This is a genomic window from Rhodococcus globerulus (assembly GCF_019334125.1).
Classification (GTDB): domain Bacteria; phylum Actinomycetota; class Actinomycetes; order Mycobacteriales; family Mycobacteriaceae; genus Rhodococcus_F; species Rhodococcus_F globerula.
This window is the reverse complement of record NZ_CP079698.1, coordinates 2,419,847-2,444,726: the sequence shown is the minus strand read 5'-3', so window position 1 is coordinate 2,444,726 and position 24,880 is coordinate 2,419,847. Positions and strand designations below refer to the sequence as shown.

Annotated in this window: 25 protein-coding genes; 7 read left to right on the top strand and 18 right to left on the bottom strand. The window is 63.4% G+C overall.

What is annotated here, in order from left to right; translation table 11 throughout:
• The first annotated feature begins 53 nt into the window (after positions 1-53).
• From sodC to KYT97_RS11110, 3 genes are all read left to right on the top strand, one after another.
• Complete coding sequence (sodC, locus tag KYT97_RS11120; protein ID WP_033235601.1) at positions 54-758, top strand: superoxide dismutase[Cu-Zn]; 705 nt, start codon at positions 54-56, stop codon at positions 756-758.
• 87 nt (positions 759-845) lie between these two features.
• Entirely contained in the window at positions 846-1,970 is a 1,125-nt protein-coding gene (locus KYT97_RS11115; RefSeq protein ID WP_033235600.1) for a glutamate--cysteine ligase, read from the top strand.
• Between the two features lie 83 nt (positions 1,971-2,053).
• Positions 2,054-3,433 (top strand): phosphatase PAP2 family protein, encoded by a 1,380-nt coding sequence (locus tag KYT97_RS11110; RefSeq protein ID WP_219112239.1) that lies wholly within the window; start codon positions 2,054-2,056, stop codon positions 3,431-3,433.
• Here KYT97_RS11110 and mnhG read toward each other — a convergent pair.
• The 6 genes from mnhG to KYT97_RS11080 are packed head-to-tail and all read right to left on the bottom strand — an operon-like array spanning position 3,399 to position 9,696.
• The gene (gene mnhG, locus KYT97_RS11105; protein ID WP_033235598.1) at positions 3,399-3,743 is read right to left on the bottom strand and encodes a monovalent cation/H(+) antiporter subunit G; all 345 of its coding nucleotides are present in this window, start codon (positions 3,741-3,743) and stop codon (positions 3,399-3,401) included. The genes KYT97_RS11110 and mnhG overlap by 35 nt on opposite strands.
• Entirely contained in the window at positions 3,740-4,009 is a 270-nt protein-coding gene (locus KYT97_RS11100; RefSeq protein WP_202026106.1) for a monovalent cation/H+ antiporter complex subunit F, read from the bottom strand. Before KYT97_RS11100 ends, mnhG begins: the two co-directional genes overlap by 4 nt.
• Positions 4,009-4,578, bottom strand: a complete 570-nt coding sequence (locus KYT97_RS11095) for a Na+/H+ antiporter subunit E (RefSeq protein ID WP_033235597.1) — start codon at positions 4,576-4,578, stop codon at positions 4,009-4,011. Before KYT97_RS11095 ends, KYT97_RS11100 begins: the two co-directional genes overlap by 1 nt.
• The gene (locus tag KYT97_RS11090; protein WP_415395517.1) at positions 4,575-6,230 is read right to left on the bottom strand and encodes a Na+/H+ antiporter subunit D; all 1,656 of its coding nucleotides are present in this window, start codon (positions 6,228-6,230) and stop codon (positions 4,575-4,577) included. Before KYT97_RS11090 ends, KYT97_RS11095 begins: the two co-directional genes overlap by 4 nt.
• A 17-nt stretch (positions 6,231-6,247) precedes the next feature.
• Entirely contained in the window at positions 6,248-6,865 is a 618-nt protein-coding gene (locus KYT97_RS11085; protein WP_033235595.1) for a Na(+)/H(+) antiporter subunit C, read from the bottom strand.
• Positions 6,862-9,696, bottom strand: a complete 2,835-nt coding sequence (locus tag KYT97_RS11080) for a Na+/H+ antiporter subunit A (RefSeq protein WP_045064013.1) — start codon at positions 9,694-9,696, stop codon at positions 6,862-6,864. Before KYT97_RS11080 ends, KYT97_RS11085 begins: the two co-directional genes overlap by 4 nt.
• A 193-nt stretch (positions 9,697-9,889) precedes the next feature.
• Between KYT97_RS11080 and KYT97_RS11075 the strand changes: the two genes are divergently transcribed.
• Positions 9,890-10,303 carry an NUDIX hydrolase gene (locus tag KYT97_RS11075; RefSeq protein ID WP_230590259.1) on the top strand — a complete coding sequence of 138 codons (414 nt, stop codon included), beginning with the start codon at positions 9,890-9,892 and terminating at the stop codon, positions 10,301-10,303.
• On the opposite strand, the gene KYT97_RS11070 is transcribed toward KYT97_RS11075, so the two are convergent.
• From KYT97_RS11070 to KYT97_RS11060, 4 genes are read right to left on the bottom strand one after another with little or no spacing between them, the layout of a single operon-like run.
• Entirely contained in the window at positions 10,260-11,603 is a 1,344-nt protein-coding gene (locus KYT97_RS11070; RefSeq protein WP_245006073.1) for a hypothetical protein, read from the bottom strand. The two genes, KYT97_RS11075 and KYT97_RS11070, sit on opposite strands and share 44 nt — an antisense overlap.
• Before the next feature lie 13 nt (positions 11,604-11,616).
• Entirely contained in the window at positions 11,617-12,801 is a 1,185-nt protein-coding gene (locus KYT97_RS11065) for a hypothetical protein (RefSeq protein ID WP_245006072.1), read from the bottom strand.
• Positions 12,717-12,983, bottom strand: a complete 267-nt coding sequence (locus KYT97_RS30870) for a hypothetical protein (RefSeq protein ID WP_245006071.1) — start codon at positions 12,981-12,983, stop codon at positions 12,717-12,719. The genes KYT97_RS11065 and KYT97_RS30870 overlap by 85 nt, the downstream gene beginning before the upstream one ends.
• Before the next feature lie 26 nt (positions 12,984-13,009).
• A complete protein-coding gene (locus tag KYT97_RS11060) occupies positions 13,010-13,624 on the bottom strand; it encodes a TetR/AcrR family transcriptional regulator (RefSeq protein WP_033235591.1) in 615 nt (204 codons plus the stop codon).
• Positions 13,625-13,741: 117 nt separating this feature from the next.
• On the opposite strand from KYT97_RS11060, the gene KYT97_RS11055 reads away from it, so the two are divergent.
• The 3 genes from KYT97_RS11055 (at position 13,742) to KYT97_RS11045 (ending at position 16,873) form a co-directional block, all read left to right on the top strand.
• Positions 13,742-15,010, top strand: a complete 1,269-nt coding sequence (locus KYT97_RS11055; RefSeq protein ID WP_116102023.1) for a cytochrome P450 — start codon at positions 13,742-13,744, stop codon at positions 15,008-15,010.
• Positions 15,011-15,101: 91 nt separating this feature from the next.
• Positions 15,102-15,854, top strand: coding sequence for an isocitrate lyase/PEP mutase family protein (locus tag KYT97_RS11050; RefSeq protein WP_045064005.1), 753 nt, complete (start codon positions 15,102-15,104; stop codon positions 15,852-15,854).
• 2 nt (positions 15,855-15,856) lie between these two features.
• Positions 15,857-16,873 carry a DUF2804 domain-containing protein gene (locus KYT97_RS11045; protein ID WP_141484866.1) on the top strand — a complete coding sequence of 339 codons (1,017 nt, stop codon included), beginning with the start codon at positions 15,857-15,859 and terminating at the stop codon, positions 16,871-16,873.
• 9 nt (positions 16,874-16,882) lie between these two features.
• On the opposite strand, the gene KYT97_RS11040 is transcribed toward KYT97_RS11045, so the two are convergent.
• From KYT97_RS11040 to KYT97_RS11005, 8 genes are all read right to left on the bottom strand, one after another.
• The gene (locus KYT97_RS11040; RefSeq protein ID WP_219112236.1) at positions 16,883-18,505 is read right to left on the bottom strand and encodes an amidohydrolase; all 1,623 of its coding nucleotides are present in this window, start codon (positions 18,503-18,505) and stop codon (positions 16,883-16,885) included.
• A gap of 8 nt (positions 18,506-18,513) precedes the next feature.
• Positions 18,514-20,688: an AAA family ATPase gene (locus KYT97_RS11035; protein ID WP_045064000.1), complete on the bottom strand. Its 2,175-nt coding sequence runs from the start codon at positions 20,686-20,688 to the stop codon at positions 18,514-18,516.
• A gap of 21 nt (positions 20,689-20,709) precedes the next feature.
• Positions 20,710-21,546: a CDP-alcohol phosphatidyltransferase family protein gene (locus tag KYT97_RS11030; RefSeq protein ID WP_219112899.1), complete on the bottom strand. Its 837-nt coding sequence runs from the start codon at positions 21,544-21,546 to the stop codon at positions 20,710-20,712.
• A gap of 56 nt (positions 21,547-21,602) precedes the next feature.
• Entirely contained in the window at positions 21,603-22,316 is a 714-nt protein-coding gene (locus tag KYT97_RS11025; RefSeq protein ID WP_033235586.1) for a phosphatidylserine decarboxylase, read from the bottom strand.
• Positions 22,317-22,403: 87 nt separating this feature from the next.
• Positions 22,404-22,559 carry a hypothetical protein gene (locus tag KYT97_RS11020; RefSeq protein WP_181932985.1) on the bottom strand — a complete coding sequence of 52 codons (156 nt, stop codon included), beginning with the start codon at positions 22,557-22,559 and terminating at the stop codon, positions 22,404-22,406.
• A 280-nt stretch (positions 22,560-22,839) separates the two neighbouring features.
• Positions 22,840-23,862, bottom strand: coding sequence for a DNA polymerase III subunit beta family protein (locus KYT97_RS11015; protein WP_245006070.1), 1,023 nt, complete (start codon positions 23,860-23,862; stop codon positions 22,840-22,842).
• Positions 23,852-24,298 (bottom strand): hypothetical protein, encoded by a 447-nt coding sequence (locus KYT97_RS11010; protein WP_116101797.1) that lies wholly within the window; start codon positions 24,296-24,298, stop codon positions 23,852-23,854. Before KYT97_RS11010 ends, KYT97_RS11015 begins: the two co-directional genes overlap by 11 nt.
• A 34-nt stretch (positions 24,299-24,332) precedes the next feature.
• Positions 24,333-24,800 carry an SRPBCC family protein gene (locus KYT97_RS11005; RefSeq protein WP_033235583.1) on the bottom strand — a complete coding sequence of 156 codons (468 nt, stop codon included), beginning with the start codon at positions 24,798-24,800 and terminating at the stop codon, positions 24,333-24,335.
• Between the last annotated feature and the right edge of the window lie 80 nt (positions 24,801-24,880).

The window sequence follows — 24,880 nt, the reverse complement described above, 5'->3', positions numbered from 1 at the left end:
ACTCACGCCGTTATGATCAGTTGCACTTCCTCGCCACCCAAAGGAGCGGTTCGATGGCCCCCAGCAGCACCCGGCGTATGTCCTGGCGCGTCGTTGCCCCCGTAGTCGCACTAGCCGCTTTCGGCTTGACTGCCTGCAGTAACAACGAAGAGCCCAGCAACGTCCCCGGTACAACTCCGCCTGTGTGGACGGGTGCGGCCGACCCGAGCGCACACGAGAGCGAAAGCCACGGAGCGTCGTCGACTGCTCATGCCGGTAGCTCCGCAACCGAGACGGTTACCGCAACGTTGAACGGCGCAGACGGCAGCAAGGTCGGCACTGTCACGTTCACGCAGGAAGGTAGTGACGTCAAGGTCACCCTCGATGCAAAGGGCCTGACGCCGGGCTTCCACGGCTTCCACGTTCACCAGATTGCCAAGTGCGAGACCAACTCGGTTGCGCCCAGCGGCGGCGAGCCGGGCAACTTCCTCTCGGCCGGCGGACACTTCCAGGCAGAGGGCCACACCGGCCATCCCGCCAGCGGCGACCTGACGTCCGTACAGGTTCTCGAGGACGGCTCGGCCACCCTCGTGACCACCACCGACGCGTTCACGGTCGATCAGCTGGTGGCAAACGGCGGCACGTCCGTCATGATCCACGCAGGTGCCGACAACTTCGGCAACATCCCGACGCGTTACGCGCCGGCGCCGGATCAGCAGACCCTCGATACCGGTGACGCCGGCGCACGCGTTGCGTGTGGTGTCATCACCGAGAGCTGATCCTGCTCTGAGTTCTGTATCACTTCGGCAACTACCACGCAGTAGCCAGCACGGTGTTCTCGCGATCATTGTGGTTGGATTCTCTGCGTGGTAGTTCCATTTCCGGGTTCGCCGCGTCCGACGCTGGGCGTGGAGTGGGAGATCGCCTTGGTCGATCGTGTGACCAGAGATCTCTCCAATACAGCTGCCGAGGTGTTTTCGGCGGTCGAGGAGCTTGCGGGCTCCGAGACTCCGCACATCACCAAGGAGTTGCTGCGCAACACCGTCGAGTTGGTGACGGGCATTCACGACACGGTCGGCGAAGCCATGAGCGATCTCGATGCGTCCCTCGACCTGTTGCGCCGGGCCGCGGATCCGCTGGCCGTCGACCTCATCTGTGCGGGTACCCATCCGTTTGCCCAGTGGTCCACTCAGTTGGTCACGCGTACGCCTGATTACGACGAGCTGATCGAGCGCACGCAGTGGTGGGGCCGGCAGATGTTGATCTGGGGTGTGCACGTCCACGTCGGAGTGTCTTCGGCGGATCGGGTGTTCCCCATCATCAATGCGCTGTTGCAGCGGTACCCGCATCTGTTGGCGCTGTCGGCGTCGTCGCCGATGTGGGCCGGTGTCGATACCGGCTATGCGTCCAACCGGGCACTGATGTTCCAGCAGTTGCCGACGGCGGGTCTGCCGTACCAATTCGAGAGCTGGGCCGAGTACGAGTCGTTCATCGACGACCAGATGAAGACCGGCGTGATCACCAAGATCGGTGGCATGCATTGGGACATTCGTCCGGCGCCCAAGTGGGGAACCATCGAAGTCCGGGTGTTCGACGGGGTGTCGACGCGCGCGGAACTGGGCGCGCTGGTCGCATTGGTTCACTGCCTCATCGTTGATCTCGACCGCCGCCTCAGCGCGGGGGAGACGTTGCCGAACATGCAGCCGTGGCACGTGAAGGAAAACAAGTGGCGCGCAGCCAGATACGGTCTCGACGCCGAGATCATTCTGGACTCGGCCGCAAACGAATGTCTGGTCACCGACGACTTGGAGCGACTGCTCGAAGATCTCACGCCGATCGCGGTGTCGCTCGGGTGCGCGGACGAGTTGGCATCCGTCGCCGATATTCCGCGCCGCGGAGCGTCGTACCAGCGTCAACGACGCGTGGCGGAAGCTCACGGTGGAGATCTGGTGGCAGTGGTCGACGCGTTGGTTGCAGAGTTGGGTACGTGACGCGCCGCTGAGCAGTTCGGACAAACAGTCCATTTGTCTAGACGCCGTCCAAGCACCGTTCACTCGCCGTTTACTATTATCCGGTGTTGACAGACAGTGTGTCCCGAAGTGGGGCTTCGACGGGACAGACGGGCCAGTCCTGGGCGGCTTCGCACAAGGCCCTGATTCTCGGTAGTGCCGCAGTGCTTGCCCTCGTTCTGGGCGTGCAAGCTTTTGCGTCCTACAAGGGATATCTCGGTCCGGTGGAAAGCCTGTTCGGTGACTACTTCCTGGTTCCTCGTTCGGCAACGATGCCGTGGGTGGGGCTGGCATTGGCCCTGGTCGGGCTCAATACCCGGGAGCGTGTGTACGCGATCTCCGCGGCTGTTGCCATCGACCTGGTGGTCGGAGTTATCCGCTGGTCCGCCGGCGGTCCGATCACGATGGGCACCGGCGGCACCTGGGTGCTCACTGCTATTGCGGTGTACGCGTTCTGGAAACTCACCGGTGAGCGTCGGTCCGGCGTGCTTCGCGGAGTGGTGTTGGGTGCGTTGCTGATCCTCGCCGCGAAGGTGGCAGAGACCTGGCTTTCGATCACCATCCTCCTCGGCACCGACGTGTGGGACGAGTACGTCTTCCTGGCCGATCAGGCGCTGGGCAACCCGTCGTGGGTCATGGGTCAGTTCGTCGACGCGCTCGGCCCGGTGGGAGCGGCGATCCTCGACTGGATCTACGTCGAATTGCCGGTCGCGATCATCGTTGTCGCGCTGTACCAATGCCGTAAGGGCTGGCCGTCGCATCACCTTCTTCAGACGTTTCTGCTGATCGGTTTGATCGGGCCGATCTTCTACATTCTGTTCCCCGTGGTGGGTCCGGTATTTGCGTTCGGCCCCCGCGGGTTCGGATTCCAGATCGGCGACTTCTGGCCGAATATCGTTCCGAACGTGGATTTCTCGGCGCCGGCGTCGCTGCCGTTCGACGACGCAGCACCACGTAACTGCATGCCGAGTCTTCATACGGCGTGGGCTGTTGCGCTGTTCACCCACTCGCGCCGCGGCCCGTGGTGGCTGCGGACCTTGGGTACGTTCTGGCTTCTCGCGACGTTGACGGCAACGTTGGGTTTCGGGTTCCACTACGGCGTCGACCTCATCGCCGGCGCGGTTCTGTGCCTGACTCTCGATGCCGCACTGCACGATCCGGAACGTGGTTGGGGTTGGTTCCGCATCAGGCTGGTGCTCGGCGGAAGCGCGATACTCGTCGGACTACTGCTGTCGTACCGGTTCGCGTCCGTGCAGATGGCGGCGTACCCGGAACTGTTCGGGCCGCTGCTCGTCGGAGTTCTGACCGCGATGTCGGTGGCCTTCTTCGCGACGTTCTACGCCAAGCCTGGCACCGCGCTTGCGCAGTGGGGCGGCCGGAGCGAAGACGTCGCGGACCCTACGGATTCAGCTACGGACTCTGCGGCGGGTCTTCCAATTCGTTGATCTTCATGACGGCGTCCTGCTCGCGCTGCTCGCGGTAGGCCACACGGCCGACGCTGTGTGCGATCACCGGCGCCGTCAGCATGGTGAAGATTCCGACCAGGACGAGCATCCAGATGTCGACGCTTCCGCGCAGCAGGAACACCGCGCCCATGAGAACAAGAACAAGTCCGACGACCTGAGGTTTCGTGGCCGCGTGCATCCGGCGCAATGTGTCGGGGAATCGCACGATGCCGACAGCTGCGGTCAGGGCGAGCACCGAGCCGAGGAAGATGGCGAGGACGCCGATGACGTCGAGGATGTTGCCGATCATCGGTCACTCACCCGGAATCGTGCAACCGAGACGGATCCGATGAATCCGACCAGAGCGAGTGCAACGATCGCGGGAACGATCGTGGTGTCTCCGCTGTACGCGGCCCATACTGCGAGTCCACACATGGCAACGGCGACAATCGTGTCCAGCGCGACCAGACGGTCGAGTGAGCTCGGCCCGTCGATGAGCCGGAAAGTGGTCAGGACTGCGGCGACCGCGAGCATCACTCCGGAGATGATCAGGATGGTGGTGATGAATCCGTTCATTATTGATCCTCCGCTCGTGGCGCATCGAATTCGTAGTCACGTTGGTGCCACGGGCTTGGTTGCCAGTCGGAGTCACGCTCGAACGACGCGATGAACAGTCGCTCCAAATCTTCGACCGAGCGATAGAACGCGCTCACCGCTTTCTGTGAACCTACGTCGAGGACGTGAACGTAGACGATCCGGCGGTTCTGGTCGATCTCGAGAACCATCGTTCCCGGGATCAGGTTCAGCACGTCGATGCACAGCGTGAGTACCAGATCGGACTTGATACCCAGTTGGTAGCGCAGAACACCGGTGACGGGCGGCGGCGACGGCCGGATGGCAAGCCACGCCACCTGGATGCTGGAGACGGCCGCGTAGTACACGATCACGCCGATCAGACGCAGGATCGAGAGCACGTGCACTCGACCTTCCACGGGGACCGGCGGCAGCGGTAGAAGGACCATGATGACCAGGCCGACAGCAAGTCCACCGAAGATATTGCCCCAGCTGACGTTGCCCCACAGCAGAATCCACACGATCATGAGCCACAGGAGGACTCCGATGCGGAGTACGAGTGAGCGTTTCATCGCGGCGCCTCCTCGGTGTCAGTCACAGGCGTGTCGGCTACAGGGGTGTCGGCTACAGGGGCGTCGGCTACAGGTATCGGTCGGTGATCGCCGAGAACCGCGTCGATGTAGATGGACCGATCCTGTAGATCCTTCGCGGCTCGGTCGCTGATGTCGATGATCTGCCCGGCAAACACCGTCAACGCGAGGCCGACGCCCACGAGTGCGACTGTCGGGATCAGCATGAAGGCGGGAATCTTGCCGACGTCCTCGCGGTCGTCGAACGCGATGTCCTCTTCGGATTCGTCGATCAGAGCCGACGGGCTGACATCGGCGAGGTCGCCTTCGGGTGCGTCGGCTCGGGCGCGCCAGAAGGCCTTGGTCCACACACGGGCCACGGCGTAGAGCGTCAGGAGGCTGGTGACGGTACCGCCCGCGACGAGTACCCAGGCGAGTGCGCTGGCGTCGGAGGCTCCGGCTTGCAGCAGCGCAACCTTGCCGATGAAGCCGGAGAACGGCGGAATACCACCAAGATTGAGAGCGGGAACGAGGAACACGATAGCCAGAATCGGGCTGGCAGCGGCCAAACCGCCGAGGCGTCGTAGTGACGAGCTTCCGGCTTGTCGTTCGATCAGACCCACGACGAGGAAGAGCGTCGTCTGCACGATGATGTGGTGCGCGACGTAGTAGATGGCGCCCGACAATCCCGAGGTCGTGGAGAGCGCGATACCGAAGATCATGTAGCCGATATGGCTGACCAGGGTGAAGGACAGTAATCGTTTGATGTCGCTCTGGGCGATGGCACCCATGATGCCGACCACCATGGTCAACAGACCGCACACCATCAGGACATTGTCGAGTTCACCTTGCGGGAACAGCAGTGAGTGCGCGCGGATGATCGCATACACACCAACTTTGGTGAGCAGGCCGGCAAAGACGGCGGTGATGGGCGCCGGTGCCGTCGGGTAGGAGTCGGGAAGCCACGCCGACAGTGGGAAGACCGCAGCCTTGATCCCGAACGCCACGAGTAGGACGCCGAAGATCGCGGTGCGGGTGCCGGCGGGGATGTTGTCGAACCGCAGGGCCATGTCGGCCATGTTGAGTGTGCCAGTCGCGGCGTACGCAAAGGCGATGCCGGCCAGGAAGATCAGCGAAGACACCATCGACACCATGACGTACGAGACACCCGCTCGAACGCGGTCGGCACTCGCTCCCAAGGTCAGCAAGACGAAGCTCGCGGACAGCAGCACCTCGAACCCGACGTACAGGTTGAAGAGGTCACCGGCGAGGAAGGCGTTGGAAATACCCGCGGTCAGAGCCAGATATGTCGGCAGGAAGATCGACACCGGCTGCGCTTCGTTACCGTCGCGGATACCCTGACCGATCGCGTACACCATGACGGTGAGCAGGACGATCGAGGAGACGACCAGCATCATCGCCGACAGTCGGTCGACGACGAGAGTGATGCCGATCGGCGAATCCCAGCCACCCACCTGAACTGCGGTGGTGCCGTCGCGGTCTGCCAGATACAGCAGCATGCCGGACACAGCCACGACGGCGACCAGTGCGATCAGGGTGATGACTCGCTGGAACCGGGGACGTCGGCCGACAACAAGTGTGGCGGCAGCGCCCAGCATCGGAATCAAGACGGGCAGGGGCGCCAGTGCGCCCATGAGGTTGGACGAAATGGTCACGTGCGCGCACCTCCCTTACCGTCTTTCTGGCGCTTCTCAGGTTCTTTCTTGCGGGCGAGGTCAGTGGCCCAGTCGGGCACGGGTTCGTCCTCGAAATCGCCGTCGCGAAGATCTTCGTAGCACTCGATGTCCTCGAGGTTGACCAGTTGTTCCAGGGGGATGGGGTTGCCGTCCTTGTCGAATGCGTCGCCGCCGATGCTCGGCGCACCGGTGACGGGGTCGTCGGATCGGTCGTGGTCGGGAGCGTCGGCGGGCAACCGGCGCAGCAAGACCTTGGTGTCCTCGGGATCGTCTTCCACGGCGTCGGCGGTGTTGATCTTGTAAGACCGGTACGCCAGTGCCAGAACAAAGCCGGCCATGCCCATCGTGATGACGATCGCGGTCAGGATCATGCCCTGCGCCAGAGGATCGGCGATCTCTTCGTGCACGGAGTCGCGGCCGACGATCGGCGGATTGCCGTCACTGCCGCCGACGGTGAGGATCAGCAGGTTGATGCCGTTTCCGAGCAGAAGCATTCCCAGCAACATGCGGGTGATACTGCGCTCGATCAGCAGGTACACGCCCGTCGACGTCAGGACGGCGATCAGGAGGAGCATTCCGATATTTGCGCTCATGATGCTTTCACCTCGATTTCTGCGTCGAGGCGTGCGCCGAGACTTCGGAGTACGTCCAGCACCAGGCCGACCACGATGAGGTAGACGCCCAGGTCGAAGAACAATGCGGTGACCAGTTTGACGTGGCCGATCAGCGGGAGGGTGAACTCGAAGACCGCCGACGAGAGAGCCGGGGCACCGAGGAACAGCGAGATGATCGCGGTGCCGGCCGAGAGAGCCAAGCCCAGGCCGAGGATCTTTCCGGCGTCGATGGGAACGGCTTCACCGAGTTCGTAGCGTCCACCGGCGAGGTAGCGCAACACGAGCGCAAGCCCGGCCGTCAAGCCGCCGGCAAAGCCGCCACCTGGCGCGTTGTGGCCGGAGAAGAAGAAGTAGATCGACAGCACCATGATCGTCGGGAAGACCAATCGGGTGGTGACCTCGAGGACCAGGGAGCGGTGACGCGGATCGATCAGGTCGCCGCCGCGCAGCCAGGTCGTGTCGGTGCTTGCGGCCGCTTTGTCGACGATCACCGAAGGCGCGTCGGAGACACGGGGCGCGATACCGAAGCGGCGGTTGCGGAACACAAGGCTGGCGACGCCCGTCGCGGCAACCAGCAGCACCGAGATCTCGCCGAGAGTGTCCCAGGCGCGGATATCGACGAGCAGAACGTTGACCACGTTCTTGCCGTTGCCGATGGTGTACGCGGCGTCGGGAAGCAGTTCGTAGATCGGGCGCGTATTGCGAGCGTTGACTGCGTACGCCGCGATGGCGGTGATCGTGATTCCGACGGCACCGGCCAGAAGGGCGCGCGGCAACTTGAACCCGATCGCCTTACTCTCGTCGATCTCGGCCGGGAACTTTCGAAGCACGAGCACAAAGATGACCAAAGTCAGTGTTTCGACCAGGAATTGGGTAAGTGCCAGGTCGGGGGCACCATGCAGCGCGAACAACACACCGGAGCCGTAGCCGGTGAGTCCGACCAGGATCACGGCGGCCAGACGGTTGCGCATCACGGTCGCAGCGATGGCTGCGGCGATCATCATCAGCGCGATCGTCAACTGGATGGGGGAATCCCACAACCGGAGATCGACGCCCGTGTCGGTGTCGATGATCAGCAGGACCAGGGGAACGACAACCAGCGTCGCGAGGATGGTCGACTGCGTCCGGGGCAGTGAACCACGCTGCGTGACTCCGGTCAGACGCATCGAGATGGTGTCCATGCCGCGCAGGGTCGCGTCGTAGATACGGTCGGCGTTGCCGAGCGGAGGGTGCTCGAAGTGCAGGCGGCTGATCTGGCGTTGCGCGATGTAGAGCGCAAAACCTCCGGCGATGACCACACAGGTGAGCAGCAGCGGCGTATTGACGCCGTGCCACAACGCCAGGTGATAGTCGGCGTGCGGACCGGCGGGCAGGGTGGTGGAGTACGGCGTCAGTAGCTTCTCGAGTTGCGGCGACAGTATTCCGGCAGCCAGTCCGGCAACGGCGAGCAGACCAGGGGAGAACAAGAACAGAGCGCTGGGCGCATGCATCTTGCTCACGGCGGGACTGGGCTTGCTCAGGGTCTTGCGTCCGAACGCGCCCCAGATGAAGCGAATGCTGTATCCGACGGTCAGAATCGAACCCATCACGATGACAGTGATGACGGCGATGGACGACCAGTGGCCGAGGACGTCGGTTTCGAGCACCGATTCGAGGGCAGCTTCTTTGCCGACAAATCCGAGAAGCGGCGGTAGCCCGGCCATGCTGGCGGCGGCTAGGGCCGCGATGATCGCCAACGCGGGGGCCGTCTTTCCGAGATGGGCAAGTTTGCGCAGGTCACGGGTGCCGGTGGTGTGGTCGATGATACCGACCACCATGAAGAGCGCAGCCTTGAACATGGCGTGCGCCACCACCATCGTCATGCCGGCGAGGGCCGCGTCACGGGTTCCCAGACCGACCAGAACCATCATGAAACCGAGTTGGCTGACGGTGCCGAACGCAAGGACGAGCTTGAGGTCGTATGCCCGCATGGCTCGCCAACCGGCCAGGATCATCGACAGCAAGCCGAGGCTGATGATGGTGATGCGCCACGGCGGTGAATCCGCGTATCCGGGGGCGAGACGGGCAACGAGGTAAATGCCGGCCTTGACCATCGCGGCGGCGTGGAGATAACCGCTGACCGGGGTGGGTGCGGCCATGGCGCCGGGAAGCCAGAAGTGCAGCGGGACAATTGCGGATTTCGACAGTGCGCCAATCAGGATCAGGACAATCGCGACGGACGGCAACCATCCCGTCGGTGGGTTGGCGACCAGGTCGGACAGGTTGTAGCTGCCACCGGCTTGGCCGAGGATGATCATGCCGACCAACATCGCGAGACCACCAGCGGTGGTGACCAACAATGCCTGGGTTGCGGCGCGGCGACTGGTAGCGCGCTCGGCGTAGTGGCCGACCAACAGGAACGACAGAACCGTGGTCAGTTCCCAGAACATGTAGAGCAGCAACATGTTGTCGCTGGTCACGAGGCCGAACATGGCGCCGGCAAATGCCACCATTTCGGCAGCGAAGATGCCGAGGCGGGGTTCGTCGTCGTTGAAATATCGTGCGCAGTAGATCAGGATCAGCGTGCCGACACCCAGGACCAGGACGGCCATGATCGCGGAGAGCGCGTCGAATCTGAAGTCGATGTCCATCGACAGGCCAGGAGCCCACGTGATGTGGAGCGTCTCGACTGTGCCCCATTTGTCGATGACCCAGCCGAGGCTGATCAGCGGAACCAGTGAGAGCGGGAAAAATCCATTTCGCCCGAACCTGCGCACCACAAGCGGAGCCAAGAGGGCGGCAACGGCATGGGCAAGCAGAATACTGAGCAAAAGGCACTCCGTCGTGTTGTGTTCAGCGGGCGGCGGGGTGTCCGAACAAATCGAACCTATCGGTAATTTCGGGACGTAGCCCCTTCACAAGGACACCGTCTGGGTGTATATATTACCGGCCCGTCTTCATTTGCCGTGCAGTGCGTCGCTTCGAACTACAACCGTGTGAACTGATACACGTATGTTGGACCGGGTGAAAACGCAGATCATCCGCACCGCTGCCCTTGCACATATTCGGGATCGCCGACTGATTCAGACCCGGTCGGTCGGGAAGACGGCGTTCTATATGGCCGGCGGCAAAATCGATCCGGGTGAGACCACCGAACAAGCATTGCACCGCGAGATTCGTGAGGAACTCGATGTCGGACTTGTCCCCGGCACCGTCGAGTTTCTCGACGTGTTCGAAGCTCAGGCGTTCGGGCATTCGGTAGGGACGGCGCTGCACATGAGTTGCTATCGCGCCGAGATGGACGGCGAACCCCGTCCGACGAGCGAGATCGCCGAGTTCCGGTACTTCACGTGCGCAGAGTACGAAGCCATGGACGACGTGGCACCAGGTTCGCTCAAAGTGTTTCGACGCTTGGTGTCGATGGACCTGATTGACTGATCAGACGCAGTCGGCGGCTCGCGTAGGCGCAGACGACCACGATCACGAGGGCTGTGCCGTTGAGGATCAAGACGTCGTCGGACGGTGCGAACCGACTGGCCGTGGTAGCTCCGGTGATGGGCGTGTAGTCGGTCCACCCGTAGGAGAACTGCGGATATACCAGTAAGGCCAATGCCGTGGGTCCGAAGATCACACTGAGACCGACGAGCAGTCGCGACGCCCCGGTCCGCGCCGGTTCGGACTGCATGGCGCTGACAATCGTGTACGCCGCGCCGGCGCCGCAGATGCGGATCAGGACGTCGCTGACCGAAAGCGCGTTCTCCGAAGAGAACGTGGTTGTTGCGACGTAACTCGCAATTCCGGCAACGGACAGGACACCGAGCACGATGTAGCCGCCCACGAGTGAGGGACGAAACGCTGCGAGCGTTGCTGCCGTGATGATGAGGACCGTGAGAAAAATCGCAGTCGGAACGGGCGCCGATGCCCCGGTGCTCACGGACGCCGACAGGCTGTTTGCCACCGCGGATGCCAGCATGGCCGCGGCGGCCGTCGACATCAGCAGGATCTGGCCGCCCTTCTCCAAAACACGCGCGGCGATGACGGTGACCAAAATGGCACAGGCGACGACGGGAATCGCCGCCCACACCGTGTTGATGGTGATCCACCAGTTCACGGCCACGCCCATGAGCGTCAGCACTGCCGAGATCACCACAGGCCGCACTGCCATCCGTTCCGGTGGCTCGTCGCGATGTCGGTCGGCGTTGCTGCGCCACCAAACGAGCGCCGTAAGTGCAGTCAGTCCGAGGGCGATGAGTGTGGCGGCCACGATCGGCGGCTGAAACTGGGTGGTGTCTTGCGCGAGGTAGTCCGCATAGCGACGTGGAACTGCCGTGGGGTCGAGCAGTGCATCCGAAACGAACACGGCAACAAGCACACCCGCGACAGTGGCTGCTCGCACCATGCGGGGAATCGTGACCGTTATTGCTCCGAGCGCAACGCCCGCACCCACGGGGGACAGGGCCTCGAAGGCTTGGTAATACAGACCTGGCAATTCCAGCAGGAGTCCGCCGAATGCAACCAGCGCCGACGTCCGAATGCGAGTTCGAGCCAGACCGGCCGCGGTGCCGACAGCAACAACCGCCAGAACGCCGGCCCCGATCGTGCCGATGGACCAGAATCGATCGCCCGACCAGATCGACCTGGACTGGCTTTCCAGGAAGGGAGCCAAGCCGACCACGGTGACCACGAATGCCGTCACGCCGCCGAGTATCAGACGGGGCGTCCTGCTTATGACGGGCACCACTTCACGGTAGTCAATGAGCGTCGGATACGCCGGATTCTGCTGAATTGGAGTTGTGTGGAACTCGTCTGATTGCGGCGCCGCACACAGCGATAATCGCGACAAAGAGGAGTGCAGTCCCGATTGTCTGGGCGTTGACGTAGTCGCCGGGAATCGTCGTGGTGCTTGTTGCGGATTCCACAAAAGCGAAGTTCAGTCGCACAGGTGGCCACGAAAGTTGATAGGCCAGAACAGCGATCGAGGTGAACGTCATTGCCGCGAACGGGATCGCGAGTCCGAGGGTGGCGTCGACCAGGCTGGCCGGCGCGAGCGCACCGAGCAATGCGGCTCCGCCGAACCCCAGGGCAGCGATTTTCACCACGATCGAAACGGCTCCATGTGCAGTGGTGAAAGGGAGAAGCTCCGATAGTGGCACCGCGGCAAGGACGACCACTGCGGCAATGACGGGAATGCGCTTGCTCAGGCGCAACCCCAGCGCGACGGCCACACCCGAGGCGAGAACAACAACCCAAGGAGATTCCAGCGATGCCCATTGGCCACCGTTGACAAGCATCAGGGTCGGGGCCGACGCCGCTGCGAGTGCTGTTGCGGCCCAGAGAAACTTGCCGCCCGCGCCGGACTGCTCGCCGAGTTGGCGGGCAGCGATCGCCGTGAGGGCCAATGCCGCTGCGGCGCATACAGTCATGACCACCCAGGCGGTGCCTTTGCTCGCGAATTCCTGTCGGTCGACGATGGATCCGAGTATCCGGTGCCCGATTGCCAAAGCGATCACGGCAATGAGCGCGACGCGGATTTCGCCGGCGTCGGGGCGTCTGATGCGGAATCCGGATTGAGCGCTTATTGCGCAGGCGACTGCCAGTACAGCAGTTGCCGCCAGCAACAACCATGCAGGTTCGCCCACAGCAGAGGTGCTCATCCGCCCCGCCCCGGTGCCGAAGGCGCGCGCGGACAGATATCCCGCGATCACACCCAGAAGCACGCCGTTCCTTGCGGCGGTCCGATCCCAGCTTGCGGCAACTGCGCAGCCCAGAATGACGCCTGCCGCAACACTTTTGAGTACCACGAGTGTGATCAGCAGGTCGAGGACGGCAACGTCCGGAACGGCAACCCGGATCAGTGCGATGATCGCTGTTGCCGCGATGACAACGATCCACGCTGCTCGGCGGGAACCGCTCCGCTGCGACAGCGCGCACGCCAAGACTGCTGCGACAGCGCCCAGCGTGACGGAGGTGGACCGCTGCTGATCCAGCGATCGATTTCGGACTGCGAGGCGACAATCGCCCAGTCCTGCAGCGGGGGATTGGTCAAGGCGAAGGCGGCAAGTGCCCCCGACGTGAGTGCTGCGAGGGTGGTGAGGATCGCTCGGAAATCGACTGGCATCGAACCAACCTATCGCGGGCTCACTCTCAGGCCGGTGGGGTCAGCGCGGGAAACCAGATGTCGGTCAGGACGTCGGCGGCCACGTCGGCGCCGGCGGTGATGGCGCCTTGCTCGGCCCAGCGGATGAAAAAACGCTCGATCTGGGTGAGTAGCAGTTCAACTCGGAGTTTTGCCTCGTCATGTCGCTCCTGCGGCCAGCGGGCAAGGTACGACGTCATCGCATTGGGGAGCGCCGAGATGCCGTCGCGGGCGAGGGTCCGAAATTCGGGTTCGAGAACCATGGCCTCGTCCCACGCGCGCATCAGGTGGTGGTGATCGCGGCACCAGTCGAGTGTCCGGTTGATCCACCCCGCAAATTCTGCGCGTGAACCGGAATCGAGGACGTGGTCGAGGTCCTGGAATATCGCGAGCGTGCTGATGACGACGGAGTTGGACCCGAGGGCCTTGAGTATGTCGAGTTTGCCGGGGAAGTGGAGATAGAACGTGGCCCGGCTGCACCCGACCGCGGCGGCGATGTCTTCGACGGTGACGGCGGCGTAGCCCCGTTCGGTGAACAGTGCGTCGGCTGCGGCCACCAGGTCGGCACGGGTCTGCTGCTTCTGCTTTTCGCGCAGAGTCGGTTTGGCGGCAGTGTCTGTCATTGGAGGAATCCTACGGCTGTCGGCGGATTTGCACGAGACTATCCGTCTGTCACTTGACAGGCCGTTAGTGAAAGCTACTCTGTGGTGCAGGGCACAATCGACCGATCAGAGGACGCCATGACTATCTCGGATACAACGCGCACACCTGACCTGCCAGCCGGATTCGACGTCACGGACCCCGCGATTCTCGGCGAGCGGATTCCGTTCGAGGAATTTGCCGAACTCCGCCGAAGCGCACCGGTGTGGTGGTGCGAGCAGCCCCCTACCGTCGGCGGATTTCAGGACGAGGGTTACTGGGTTGTTTCTCGGCACGCCGATGTCAAAGAGGTCAGCCAGCGCAGCGATATCTTCTCGAGCTGGGAGAACACCGCCATTGCGCGCTTCGCGGACGACATGCCGCGCGAGGCCGTCGAGATGCTGCGGCACCTGCTCCTCAACAAGGATGCGCCGGAGCACACCAAACTTCGCAAGCTGATTTCCAAGCTGTTCACCCCGCGTGCCATCAACGGGATGCGCGACGAGTTGGACCGGCGCGCACGCAGCATCGTCGACACCGCCGTCGGTGAAGGCCCGGGCGATTTTGTGAAGCAGATTGCCAGTGAGCTGCCGCTGCAGGCGATCGCAGATCTGATCGGCGTCCCGCAAGACGATCGCGACAAGCTGTTCAAGTGGTCCAACGAGATGATGGGCTACGACGACCCCGAGTACGTGGGTGATCCGGCGGTCGCGTCCACCGAGGTGCTCGGATACGCATACCAAATGGCCGACGCGCGTCGCAGTTGCCCGGCCGACGACATCGTCACCACTCTCGTCCAGGCCGACATCGACGGCGACGCCTTGAGCCCCGAAGAGTTCGGATTCTTCGTGCTGATCCTCGCGGTGGCGGGCAACGAGACAACCCGAAATGCCATCACCCACGGCATGATTGCGTTCCTCGAGAATCCCGAGCAGTGGGAGCTGTACAAGAAGGAACGGCCCAAGACGACGGCCGACGAGATCGTCCGCTGGGCAACACCGGTCACCGCGTTCCAGCGCACCGCCCTCGAAGACACCGAACTGGCCGGCGTCTCCATCAAGAAGGGACAGCGGGTGGTCATGCTCTACAGTTCCGCGAACTTCGACGAGGATGTCTTCGAGGATCCGATGACCTTCGACATCACCCGTAACCCCAATCCGCACTTGGGTTTCGGTGGAACTGGCGCGCACTTCTGCATCGGGGCGAATCTTGCCCGGATGGAGATCGACCTGATGTTCAACGCACTCGCCGACAATGTCCCCGACATCACCAAGATCGGTGATCCTCGTCGTCTGCGCTCGGGTTGGATCAACGGCATCAAGGAGTTCCAGGTTGATTACAAGAGCACAGGCTGCCCGGTAGCTCACTAGGGGCTACGCCCCTGTGCGCCTTTCTGGTAGCCAGCGCTACCAAAAAGGCGCACAGTAAGGTGACGTATCGCCTACTTTCAGGAGCCACCGTATGCCATCGATCAACGACAAGGCCACCGCTCTACTGGCGCTGCACCAGCCAGGAAACCCCGTCATTCTCCCCACCGTCTGGGATGCCTGGTCCGCAAATCTTGCGGTTGCGGCCGGTTTTGCAGCTCTGACCGTTGGCAGCCACCCGGTATCGGATTCCATCGGAAAGCCCGATAACGAGGGAATCACGTTCGGCGAGTTGGTACGCCGGATCAAGCAGATCACCGGCGCCGTCGACGCTCCGGTTTCCGTGGACATCGAGAGTGGATACGGACTTGAGCCCGCTGTGCTGATCGAAGGGCTGATCGATGCCGGCGCGGTCGGTCTCAACATCGAGGACACCGTGCACAGTGAGGGTGGCCGTCTTCGGGAGGCACAGGAGCACGCCGATTTTGTGGGTGGGCTTCGCCAGGCCGCCGACGCCGCAGGTGTCCACGTTGTTGTCAACGCGCGCACCGACCTGTTCGTGAAGCAGGTGGGCGACGAGGCTGACCGTGTTGACCGGGCCATTGCTCGCCTGAAACTGGCCGCCGATGCGGGAGCCGATGTTCTCTACCCCGTCGGACGGCACGACGACGCGGTCCAGCGGCGTCTGACGTCGGAGCTTCCGTTGCCGGTCAATGCAATCGGGATCCCGGATCAGGACGACCCGGCTAGTTTCGGCCCGCTCGGCGTCGCCCGCGTGAGCTTCGGGCCGTTCTTCCAAATGGCGTTGTCGACTCGGGCCAACGAGATTTTGGGGCGCTGGAAATAACAATGCAGAACGTGATGTCGCCAGGCCCGCTTCTCGATGCGCGTGGGCACCTCGTAGAGGCGGGCTGGGCGCCGTCGGAGGTCAAGACTTATCGGCGGTCGGCCGTCAAGGCGCCGAAGTTCAGGCTCAAGGAGTGGGACTACTACTGCGTGCTCACACCGGAATACGGGATTGCGCTGACCGTCGCGGACAACGGCTACATGGGGTTGCTCGGGGTGTCGTGGCTGGATTTCACCACTCCGGGTGAGGTCACGGAAAACGTGATGCTGCCCTTCCCAATGGGCAAACTTGGGTTGCCTTCCAGTGCCGATTCCGGCGACGTCGTTGTGTCGAAAGGTAAGGCGCGCTTCGAGTTCAGGCATGTCGACGGTTGTCGTCGCCTGATCGTGGACTACCCGGCATTCGACCATGGTAAGGGATTGCACGCCGATCTGTTTCTCGAAAGCCCCGCCGATGACCGCATCGCGATCGCCACACCCTTTCCGAAAGCTCCGCGGTCGTTCTACTACAACCAGAAAGTCAACTGCCTGCCCGCTACCGGCACCGTTCGGGTCGGATCGCAGCAGTTCGCGTTTGCTCCGGAAGTTGCCTTCGGAGTGCTGGATTGGGGCCGTGGAGTCTGGACCTACGACAACACTTGGTACTGGGGCTCGGCATCGGGATTGGTGAACGGCGAGCGCTTCGGCTTCAACATCGGTTACGGATTCGGAGACACCACAGCGGCCAGCGAGAACATCGTCTTTGTGAACGGTGTTGCGCACAAACTGGATCGCCTGGCGTTCGAGATTCCACGAACCTACGACGGTGCGCCGTGGAACTTCACGAGCAACGACGGCCGGTTCGAGATGAAGTTCGAGCCCATCATCGATCGCGCCGCGAAATTCGACGTGGGTGTCCTGCGGTCCATTCAGCACCAGGTGTTCGGCAGGTTCACCGGCACGGTTGGTCTCGACGACGGCACATCGGTGGAAGTTCGCGACCTCCTCGGGTTTGCGGAGGAAGTTCGGAACCGCTGGTAGGGGTGCTCGCTAGCGGGCGGTGTTCAGGTCTCCGTATACCGTTCGCCCCTCGAGGACGGTGGCGCGCACCTCGATGTCGGCCAATTCGGTGGGCGCCACATCGAGGGGATTGGCCGACAGCACAACAAGATCCGCGTAGGCGCCCGGGAAGATTGCGCCGATGCTCTCCTCGCTGAAGAGCTGCCATGCGGCGTTGACGGTATGAGCGCGCAGCGCAGCGTCGACGGGGATACGTTCCTCCGGCGCACGCACCTGGCCACTCGGCGAGAGTCGGGTGACCGCGTCCTGCATGTTCCGCAGCGGGTTGGCCGGGGTCACCGGGCCGTCGTTGTGGAATGTGAAGCGCTGCCCGGCGGCAAGGGCAGAACCTGCTGCCGCCCATGCTCCGCCGTGCTCGGGACCGAACAGATCGTCGACCAACACGTCGCCCCAGTAGTGCAGGTGATCGATGAAGATGCTGACGGTGACGCCCAGGTCAGCTGCCCGGCGGAACTGATCCGCGCGCATGGCGCCGACATGTTCGAGGCGCAAGCGGTGATCGGACCGCGGAAACTCCTGCAGCAGTTGCTCCCACGCGTCGAGAACCATCGTGATTGCGTTGTCGCCGTGGGCATGGCAGGCGATCTGCCACCCCTGCTCGAAGTAGGCTGCGCTGATGTCGTGGATCTGCTCGCCGGTGTAATTGGCATGACCGTGGGTGCAGGCGATGCCGAGTCCGCGAGTAGCGGCTGTGTCGAGGTACGGGAAGCTGGTTGCGACGTTGCCGACCCACGGTGAACCGTCCGACCACACTTTGATGCCGATCTGCTTGACCAGATCATCGCCCTCGCCGGGGGTGGCGTCCGTGGCGCGTTCCGGTGTCGACATTTCGTAGAGGCGGAACCTGGTGGTGAGCCCGCCCGCGTCGGCAATTGCCTTCAATGCCGGGCGCATTCGTGGGTCGAACGACATTTCGGCGACGGTGGTGATGCCGGCCGCATTGAGCCGGGCGCACTCGGCGGCCAACAGTTGGGGGTAGTCGCTCCCGATGGTCATCGCGTGGCCGGCAACGGCAAACACGGCCGGTGTCTCGTACGCCGCGCCGTCGAGTTCGCCCGAGGAATCGTGGCCGTACGATCCGCCGATCGGATCGGGGGTGTCGCGGGTGATCCCGGCCTGCGCTGCTGCTGCGGAGTTGAAGTATGCGACGTGGCCGGAGTTGTGCATGATCACGAGCGGGTGGTCCGGTGCGATCATGTCGAGCCACTCGAGCGTGGGCTCGGGTAAACCCGTCTGCAGCAGAGGATCCCAACCGTTGAGCGATGCACCGGCCGCGCCGTGGGCTGCAACGGTGTCGATGACCGTGGCAACAACGGTATCTGCGTCGGCGATCGTGACGGGGCGGATGTCGACCACTGCCGGTCCGAGCACGATCGCTTCTTCGAGTGGGTGCCCGTGCGGTTCGATGAATCCGGGGAGAACGCAGGCTGTTCCGACGTCCACCACGCGGGTGTTTACGCCGATGAGCGAGTCGATCTCGGTCCGCTCGCCGACTGCCGTGATCCGGCCACCGGTCACCGCCAGAGCGTTCGCGCGCGGAGCGTCCTCGTGCATCGTGACGATGTCGCCGTACAGAACCAGATCAGCATCCATGACAGTCCTCATCGGTTGTCGGCGTATGCCTGCAGGTGGGCTACCTGCTCGGGATCGAGTGACGGGCGGACCTTGTCGCGCGCGGTGGCAACGTCGGCGGCGGTCACGTCGGCGGCGTCCATGCTGCGGCGCATGGCTGCCAGGGCGGCTTCGCGCAACAGCGCTGAGCAGTCGGCTGCCGAGTAACCTTCCAGATCGACTGCCAGCGCGTCGAGGTCGACATCTTCCGCCAGCGGCACAGACTTACCCGACGCCTTGAGAATTGCCTTGCGCGCGTCCGCGTCCGGCGGTGGAACAAATACAAGGCGTTCCAGTCTGCCTGGCCGCAGCAGTGCGGGGTCGATCAGATCGGGGCGGTTGGTGGCGCCCAACACCACGACATCACGCAGTGGCTCGACGCCGTCCATCTCCGTCAGCAGGGCTGCGACGACGCGATCCGACACCCCGGAGTCCGAGCTCTGCCCGCGTCGCGGGGCGAGGGCGTCGATTTCGTCGAGGAAGATCAGCGAGGGAGCGGAATCGCGGGCGCGCTGGAACAATTCGCGCACCGCTTTTTCGGATGCGCCCACCCACTTGTCCATCAGCTCGGCACCCTTGACGGCATGCACACTCAGGTGTCCCGAGCTGGCAAGGGCGCGAACAAGATACGTCTTACCGCAGCCGGGAGGGCCGTAGAGGAGGACGCCGCGGGGCGGGTCGACGCCAAGGCGGGCAAAGGAATCGGGGTGCTGCAGCGGCCAGAGCACTGCCTCCGTAAGCGCCTGCTTGGTTTCGACCATGTCGCCGACGTCGTCGAGAGTGACGCTGCCGATGGACAGTTCTTCGGTACTGGACCGCGACAGTGGCCGAATCACCTCGAGTGCTCCGACGAGGTCGTCCTGCGTGATCTCCGGCGCTTCGGCGGATTTGGACGCTCTGGTCGCGGCTCGCAGCGCGGCTTCGCGGCACAACGCGGCGAGGTCGGCAACCACAAAGCCGGGTGCGCGGGAGGCGATGGCGTCGAGTTCGAGTGTGCCGGTGGGAACTCTGCGGAGCAACAGTTCGAGGAGTGCCTTGCGGGTGGCACCGTCGGGCAGGCTCAGGGAGAGTTCACGGTCGCACAGATCTTGACCGCGCAGGCGGGCGTCGACGGCTTCGGGGTGTGCGGACGTGGCGACAAACGCGATGCCGGGGGTGGCGACGGCGCTGCGCAGCTGTTCGAGGATGAGCGCGGAGACAGGTTCGGGTGTGGCGGGCAGTAATGCGTCGATATCGGTGATCAGGAGAACCCCACCGCCGCGCACACCGGCTACGGCGTCGACGATGCGCTGGAGTCGGGTATTCGCTTCGGTTGCACCGACTCCGGGGCCGTCGAGTTCCACCAGCTTTCGCGCCGAGAGAACTGATCGGGCGAGTGTGGCTTTTCCGACGCCGGCGGGTCCGGTGATCAGAACACCGAGGTGCGGGGAGGCGCCGAGTGTGCGCAGCAGTTCCGGTTCGTCGAGCGCCAGGCCGAGCCACTCGGTGAGTTTGGCGGCCTGGGCCTGTGCGCCCACGAGGTGGTCGAGGGGAACGGCAGGGGTGGGCTCGGCAGGGACAGACACAGTGGCACTGGAAACAACACGGGCAACGCCGGCGGGACTGGCTGTTCCCCAGTCCACCGCCGAATTCGGCTGCACACTCACCGGCCCACCGGCCGGGTCGACGCCGGTGACGGTGAGCAGTTCCGACGTCCAGGCGACACCGAAGGTGCGGGAAAGAGCTTGAGTGGCTTCGGAAGTGCTGGTGCCCGGGCCCAAGTCGCGGGGGAGAAGCGAGACGGTATCGCCGACGCTCACCACCTTGCCGAGCAGGGCTTGGCGCAGGACGGTGGGGCTGATCGAGCGGGTTGCCATGGTGGAACCGGTGACGGAGACGGATCGTGCTCCGTACACCGTCACCGGACCCACCACGACGGACGAGTTCTCGGTGAGCCCCACGTTGGACATCGTGACGTCGTCCAACAAGATCGTGCCCGCCGGTGTGCCGGTGGGGGCCCGCCCCACCACGGCAGCAGTTCCGCGTGCGCCCATCAAGGCGATGGCATCCCACTCACGGATACCCAACGCTGCCAAGGCTTCGGGATGCAGGCGCACGACACCGCGTCGTAAATCTGCTGCGGAGGTGTTGAGTCGGACAGTCAGGGCGAGTTCCGGCGAAGTCACTCCCCGAGACTACGTCCTGAGCTAGCGAGGCCGACGCAAGCCGAGGCGCACCATCGAGCGTCGTCCACCCGCTGTGGGTTGACGACGGATCGCCCGGCGCTCCGACGGCTTGATGTCCCACGTTTCCGGCCGCGCCGCCACCCAGCGCTTGGAGCGGACGGCAAAGGGAATGTGAACCAGGTAGATCGCAATGAGAACGATCAACAGCACGTACGGGAAGGTGATCAGTGCGGCCGCGGTCAAGGCCACGAGGACCAGCAGCGTGGCAGCCATGTGCGGCGGCACGGATACCGATTTCATGGCCAGGGTCGGGATGCGGCTGACGATCAGAGCTGCCGAGAACAACATCCAGATGACTACAACTACCTGCGACGACCACCACCCGTCACCCCATTGGATGGTTGCAGCCAGGGGGGTGAGGGCGATCAGGGCGCCTGCGGGCGCTGGCACTCCGACAAAGTACTCGCGGGCATATGCGGGGACGTCGTCTTCGTCGAGCAGGGTATTGAACCGGGCCAGGCGCAACACGATGCTGACGGCGTAGACCAACGCGATGATCCAGCCGAAGTTGGTGTCGTCCAACAACGTCACGTACAGGACCAATGCCGGGGCAACGCCGAACGAGATGGCATCGGACAGCGAATCGAGCTCGGCACCGATCTTGCTGGTCGCGTCGAGAAGGCGGGCGATCCGGCCGTCGAGTGAATCGAGGACCGCCGCAGCACCGACCATCGCGAGCGAGATGCCAGGCTCTCCGTCGAGTGCGAACTTGACGGCGGACAGGCCCGCACACAGAGCGAGGATGGTGATGACGGACGGCAACAGCCGCACGGCTTGGGTGCGTTTTGGCACCTTCATGGCCGGGCTGGTTGTCACCACCGGTCTCTTCACGGCTGGCTTCATTCTCGGTGTCTTCACGGCAGTTGCGCGATGACGGTTTCAGCGCCAATTGTGCGCTGACCTGGTTCGACCAGCAAGGTCGTTCCGGCCGGGAAGTACGTGTCGACGCGCGATCCGAAGCGGATCAGACCGTAGGTGTCACCGATGGGAAGGGCATCGCCGACACCGGCGTAGCAGACGATACGACGCGCGAGCAGACCGGCGATCTGCACGACGGCAACGTCGTGTCCGCTCGCGGTCTCGATGAGCATGCTGTTGCGCTCGTTGACCTCGCTGGCGTCGGCCAGGTCTGCGGAGAGGAACTTGCCAGGCTGGTGAACAACCGTCTTGACGGTGCCTCCGACGGGAGCGCGCTGGACGTGTACGTCCAGAACCGACAGGAAGATGCTCACGCGGGGGCGAGGTTCGCTGCCGAGGTTCAGTTCGGCAGGCGGGACGGCATTGTCGACCAGTGCGACCTCGCCGTCGGCCGGGGCCACGACGACGCCGATGCGGTTGGGCGGTACCCGGTGCGGGTGACGAAAGAACGTGGCGCACGCAGCTGCAGACACAAGGCCGGCTCGGCGCACCCACTTACGGTTGCGACCCAGGGCTGCAACACCCAGCGGAGCCAGCACAAACGGTAGACCGGCGGGATGAAGCGGCGGAATCGCATGCCGAACCAGATCGACGATATGTCCGATTCCGGTGGGTTGCGGGGTTCCGGGGGGTGTGGGTCGGCGTGCCACAGGCTCCTCTAACTACTCGGTCGGTGTACTGCTGGCCGCACAGACACTACGGGGCGTCGTGCATCACTAGATTACGTGAGGCATCCGTTACTGCGGCATCTGTTGTTGCGGCACCCGGTATCGTCCGCCCCAGATCATGTAGGCGCAGTAGCCGAGCACACCGACCAGATAGAGAACGGTCGGGGCGACGAGGAGCCAGGTATCGACGGAACCATCCGTCGATGTGCCCGCGACCGCTGCCATCCAGGCAAGTAACAGTGCGGTGGCAGCGCCGAGCCATTCGAGGTCTTCGGAAATTCTTCGATCGAACTCGGCGCGATTGACCGGGTCCGTCCAGTATCGATGGTTCGCGATGCTGATCGCGTGCCCAGGAACACGGGGGATCAGGAACCTCGCTGACCCGAACGCGAGAGTGAGACCGAGACAGATTCCGCCGATCGGACCGAGGAACGACCACTTCGAATCCCACCGGGTTACCGCACCGGACGCGTCGAAGTGACCGGGAATCTCGTAGGCAACTCTATTACTTGTGCGCAGCCTGTAGCGGCATCAAGTACGAGAAGTACCCGGCGTAGTCGGTGGTGCGGATAGCAAGAGGCAGTGCCGCGCCGCTCGCCCGAATCACCAGTGCCCGACCGGGTTGCGCTGCCGCGGCCTCGCGTAGTCGCTGCCGATCGACCAGCACTCGGAACCTCTCTGCGGGAACCACGTCAGCCGGATCGATCCGAGCGCTTCCGTTGCCGTCGACGCTTACGATCGCTGTTTCCGTGGAGCCGTTGAGCAGGGCCGCCAATTGGTCACCTCTCAGTTCGGTTGCGCCACGGTCTTCGCGCAGGATGCGATGGTCCGGAAATTCACCGTCCTCGATGAGTGGGCTCGACACCGATCCACCGGGATAGGACGCGGTCACCGATCGGGTGGCGAAGGTGAGCGTCACGACTCCGGCGATGCCTCGCATCCTTCGCGCAAAGGCGAGCGGAACGATTGCCGAGACGGTCAAATTGGATCGCACGCTCACTTCTGCGACCGCTAGCCGGTACCGATCAGTGGTGACAAACGCCGCGACACCGTCGTGAATGTCGATATGTACTCCGCGAAGGATCGGGAACTCCGAATCGGCGTCCACCGCAAACAGCACGGCGTCGAGTGCGCGTCGTACATCCCAGGAATCGAGGGTGACGCCGGTTGCGGTCGGCCGTGAATCGATGAGCCGATGGATTCGATCGAGTTCGGCGCGGGCGTCGGCGAGCCCGTCTTCGAGATTGCGCAAGTGCGCGTCCAATCGGGAGTGTGGGTCCGGCCCGGTCAGGACGGCTGTCATTTCCCGAATCGGGACACCGACGCGCCGCATGCCCGCGATCAGGCGAGCATCACGGAGTTGGTCGTCGGTGTACCAGCGATAACCAGTATGCGGGTCGACGGAGTGCGGAACCAGCACGCCTTCCTTGTCGTAGAAGCGCAGCGCACTGATCGGTAGCGCCGACGCCCTCGCCATCTCACCGATTGTCAGGAGCGCAGGGGTCAGGAGCGCTGGTCTAGTGGTCACGATCGAATTCTGCCCGCAATCGCGCGATGCCGCCCCGAACCATCCGGCCGTATCCGTCGTCGGTCAGTGTTCCGGCCGCGTCTTCGGCCTTGGTCAGATGCTCGTGAGCTTCGGCGACTCGACCGAGTTTGTTGTAGTCGGCGGCCAGGTTGAGGTGCAACGACGGGTAGAAGCCGGCAACCTGCAGCGTCGAATGGTGTTCTTGCGCCCGAGCATCGGTCAGCGAATCAGCCGCTTCCAGTGCACGCAGATCCCACTGAAGTTCGTCGGCAGGGTCGTCTTGAACGTCGGCCATGTAGTGCGCGAGGGTGACAACGTGCAGCGGATCAGTGCCGACGTCGCGCCACACGTTTTCGAAGGCAGAGCGAGCCCCGGCCCGATCGCCGGAGCTCGCCATTTCTTGTGCCTGCAGTATTCGGTTCATCACGGGATCCATGAAAGGGATCCTGGAGTCTCGACCTGGTTGAGGGTCAAGCGAGAACGCTGGCTGCTTCCGCTTCCTTCTTCACACGCTCGAGAGTGGCGTTCATGCCCTTGACGAGTTCGACCTCGAAGCTGTCGTTGCCACCGAAGACCGTCTTGACCAGGAACTGCGAGACCTGGGACGTTCCGGTGGGAGCTTCACGGCGCTCGGTGAGCTTGGTTCCGGTTTCGGTCGCTTCGATGTTGTACGACCAGATGGTGCGGTTCTCGGCGATGCGGAACGCGACGGACTTGTTGGGCTCGAACCGAACAACCTTCGCTGTTGTCGGCCAGACGAGAAGGCCCTTGCGGTTGATGTTCAGGGTCTTGGCACCCTCACGGACGGTTCCACCGATGACCTTCATCTTCTTGCACTGGGGGCTCCATTCGCCCATCCGCTGCAGGTCGGCGACGATGGCCCACACATCCTGCGGGGATGCATTGATGTCGATGCTGGCTTCGAGGGTGTTGGACAATGGTTTCTCCAGTCAATTTGATGATACGGCGAGTTACAAACACTTTTGCCGACGGTACGCGATACGTCAATACCCGATGT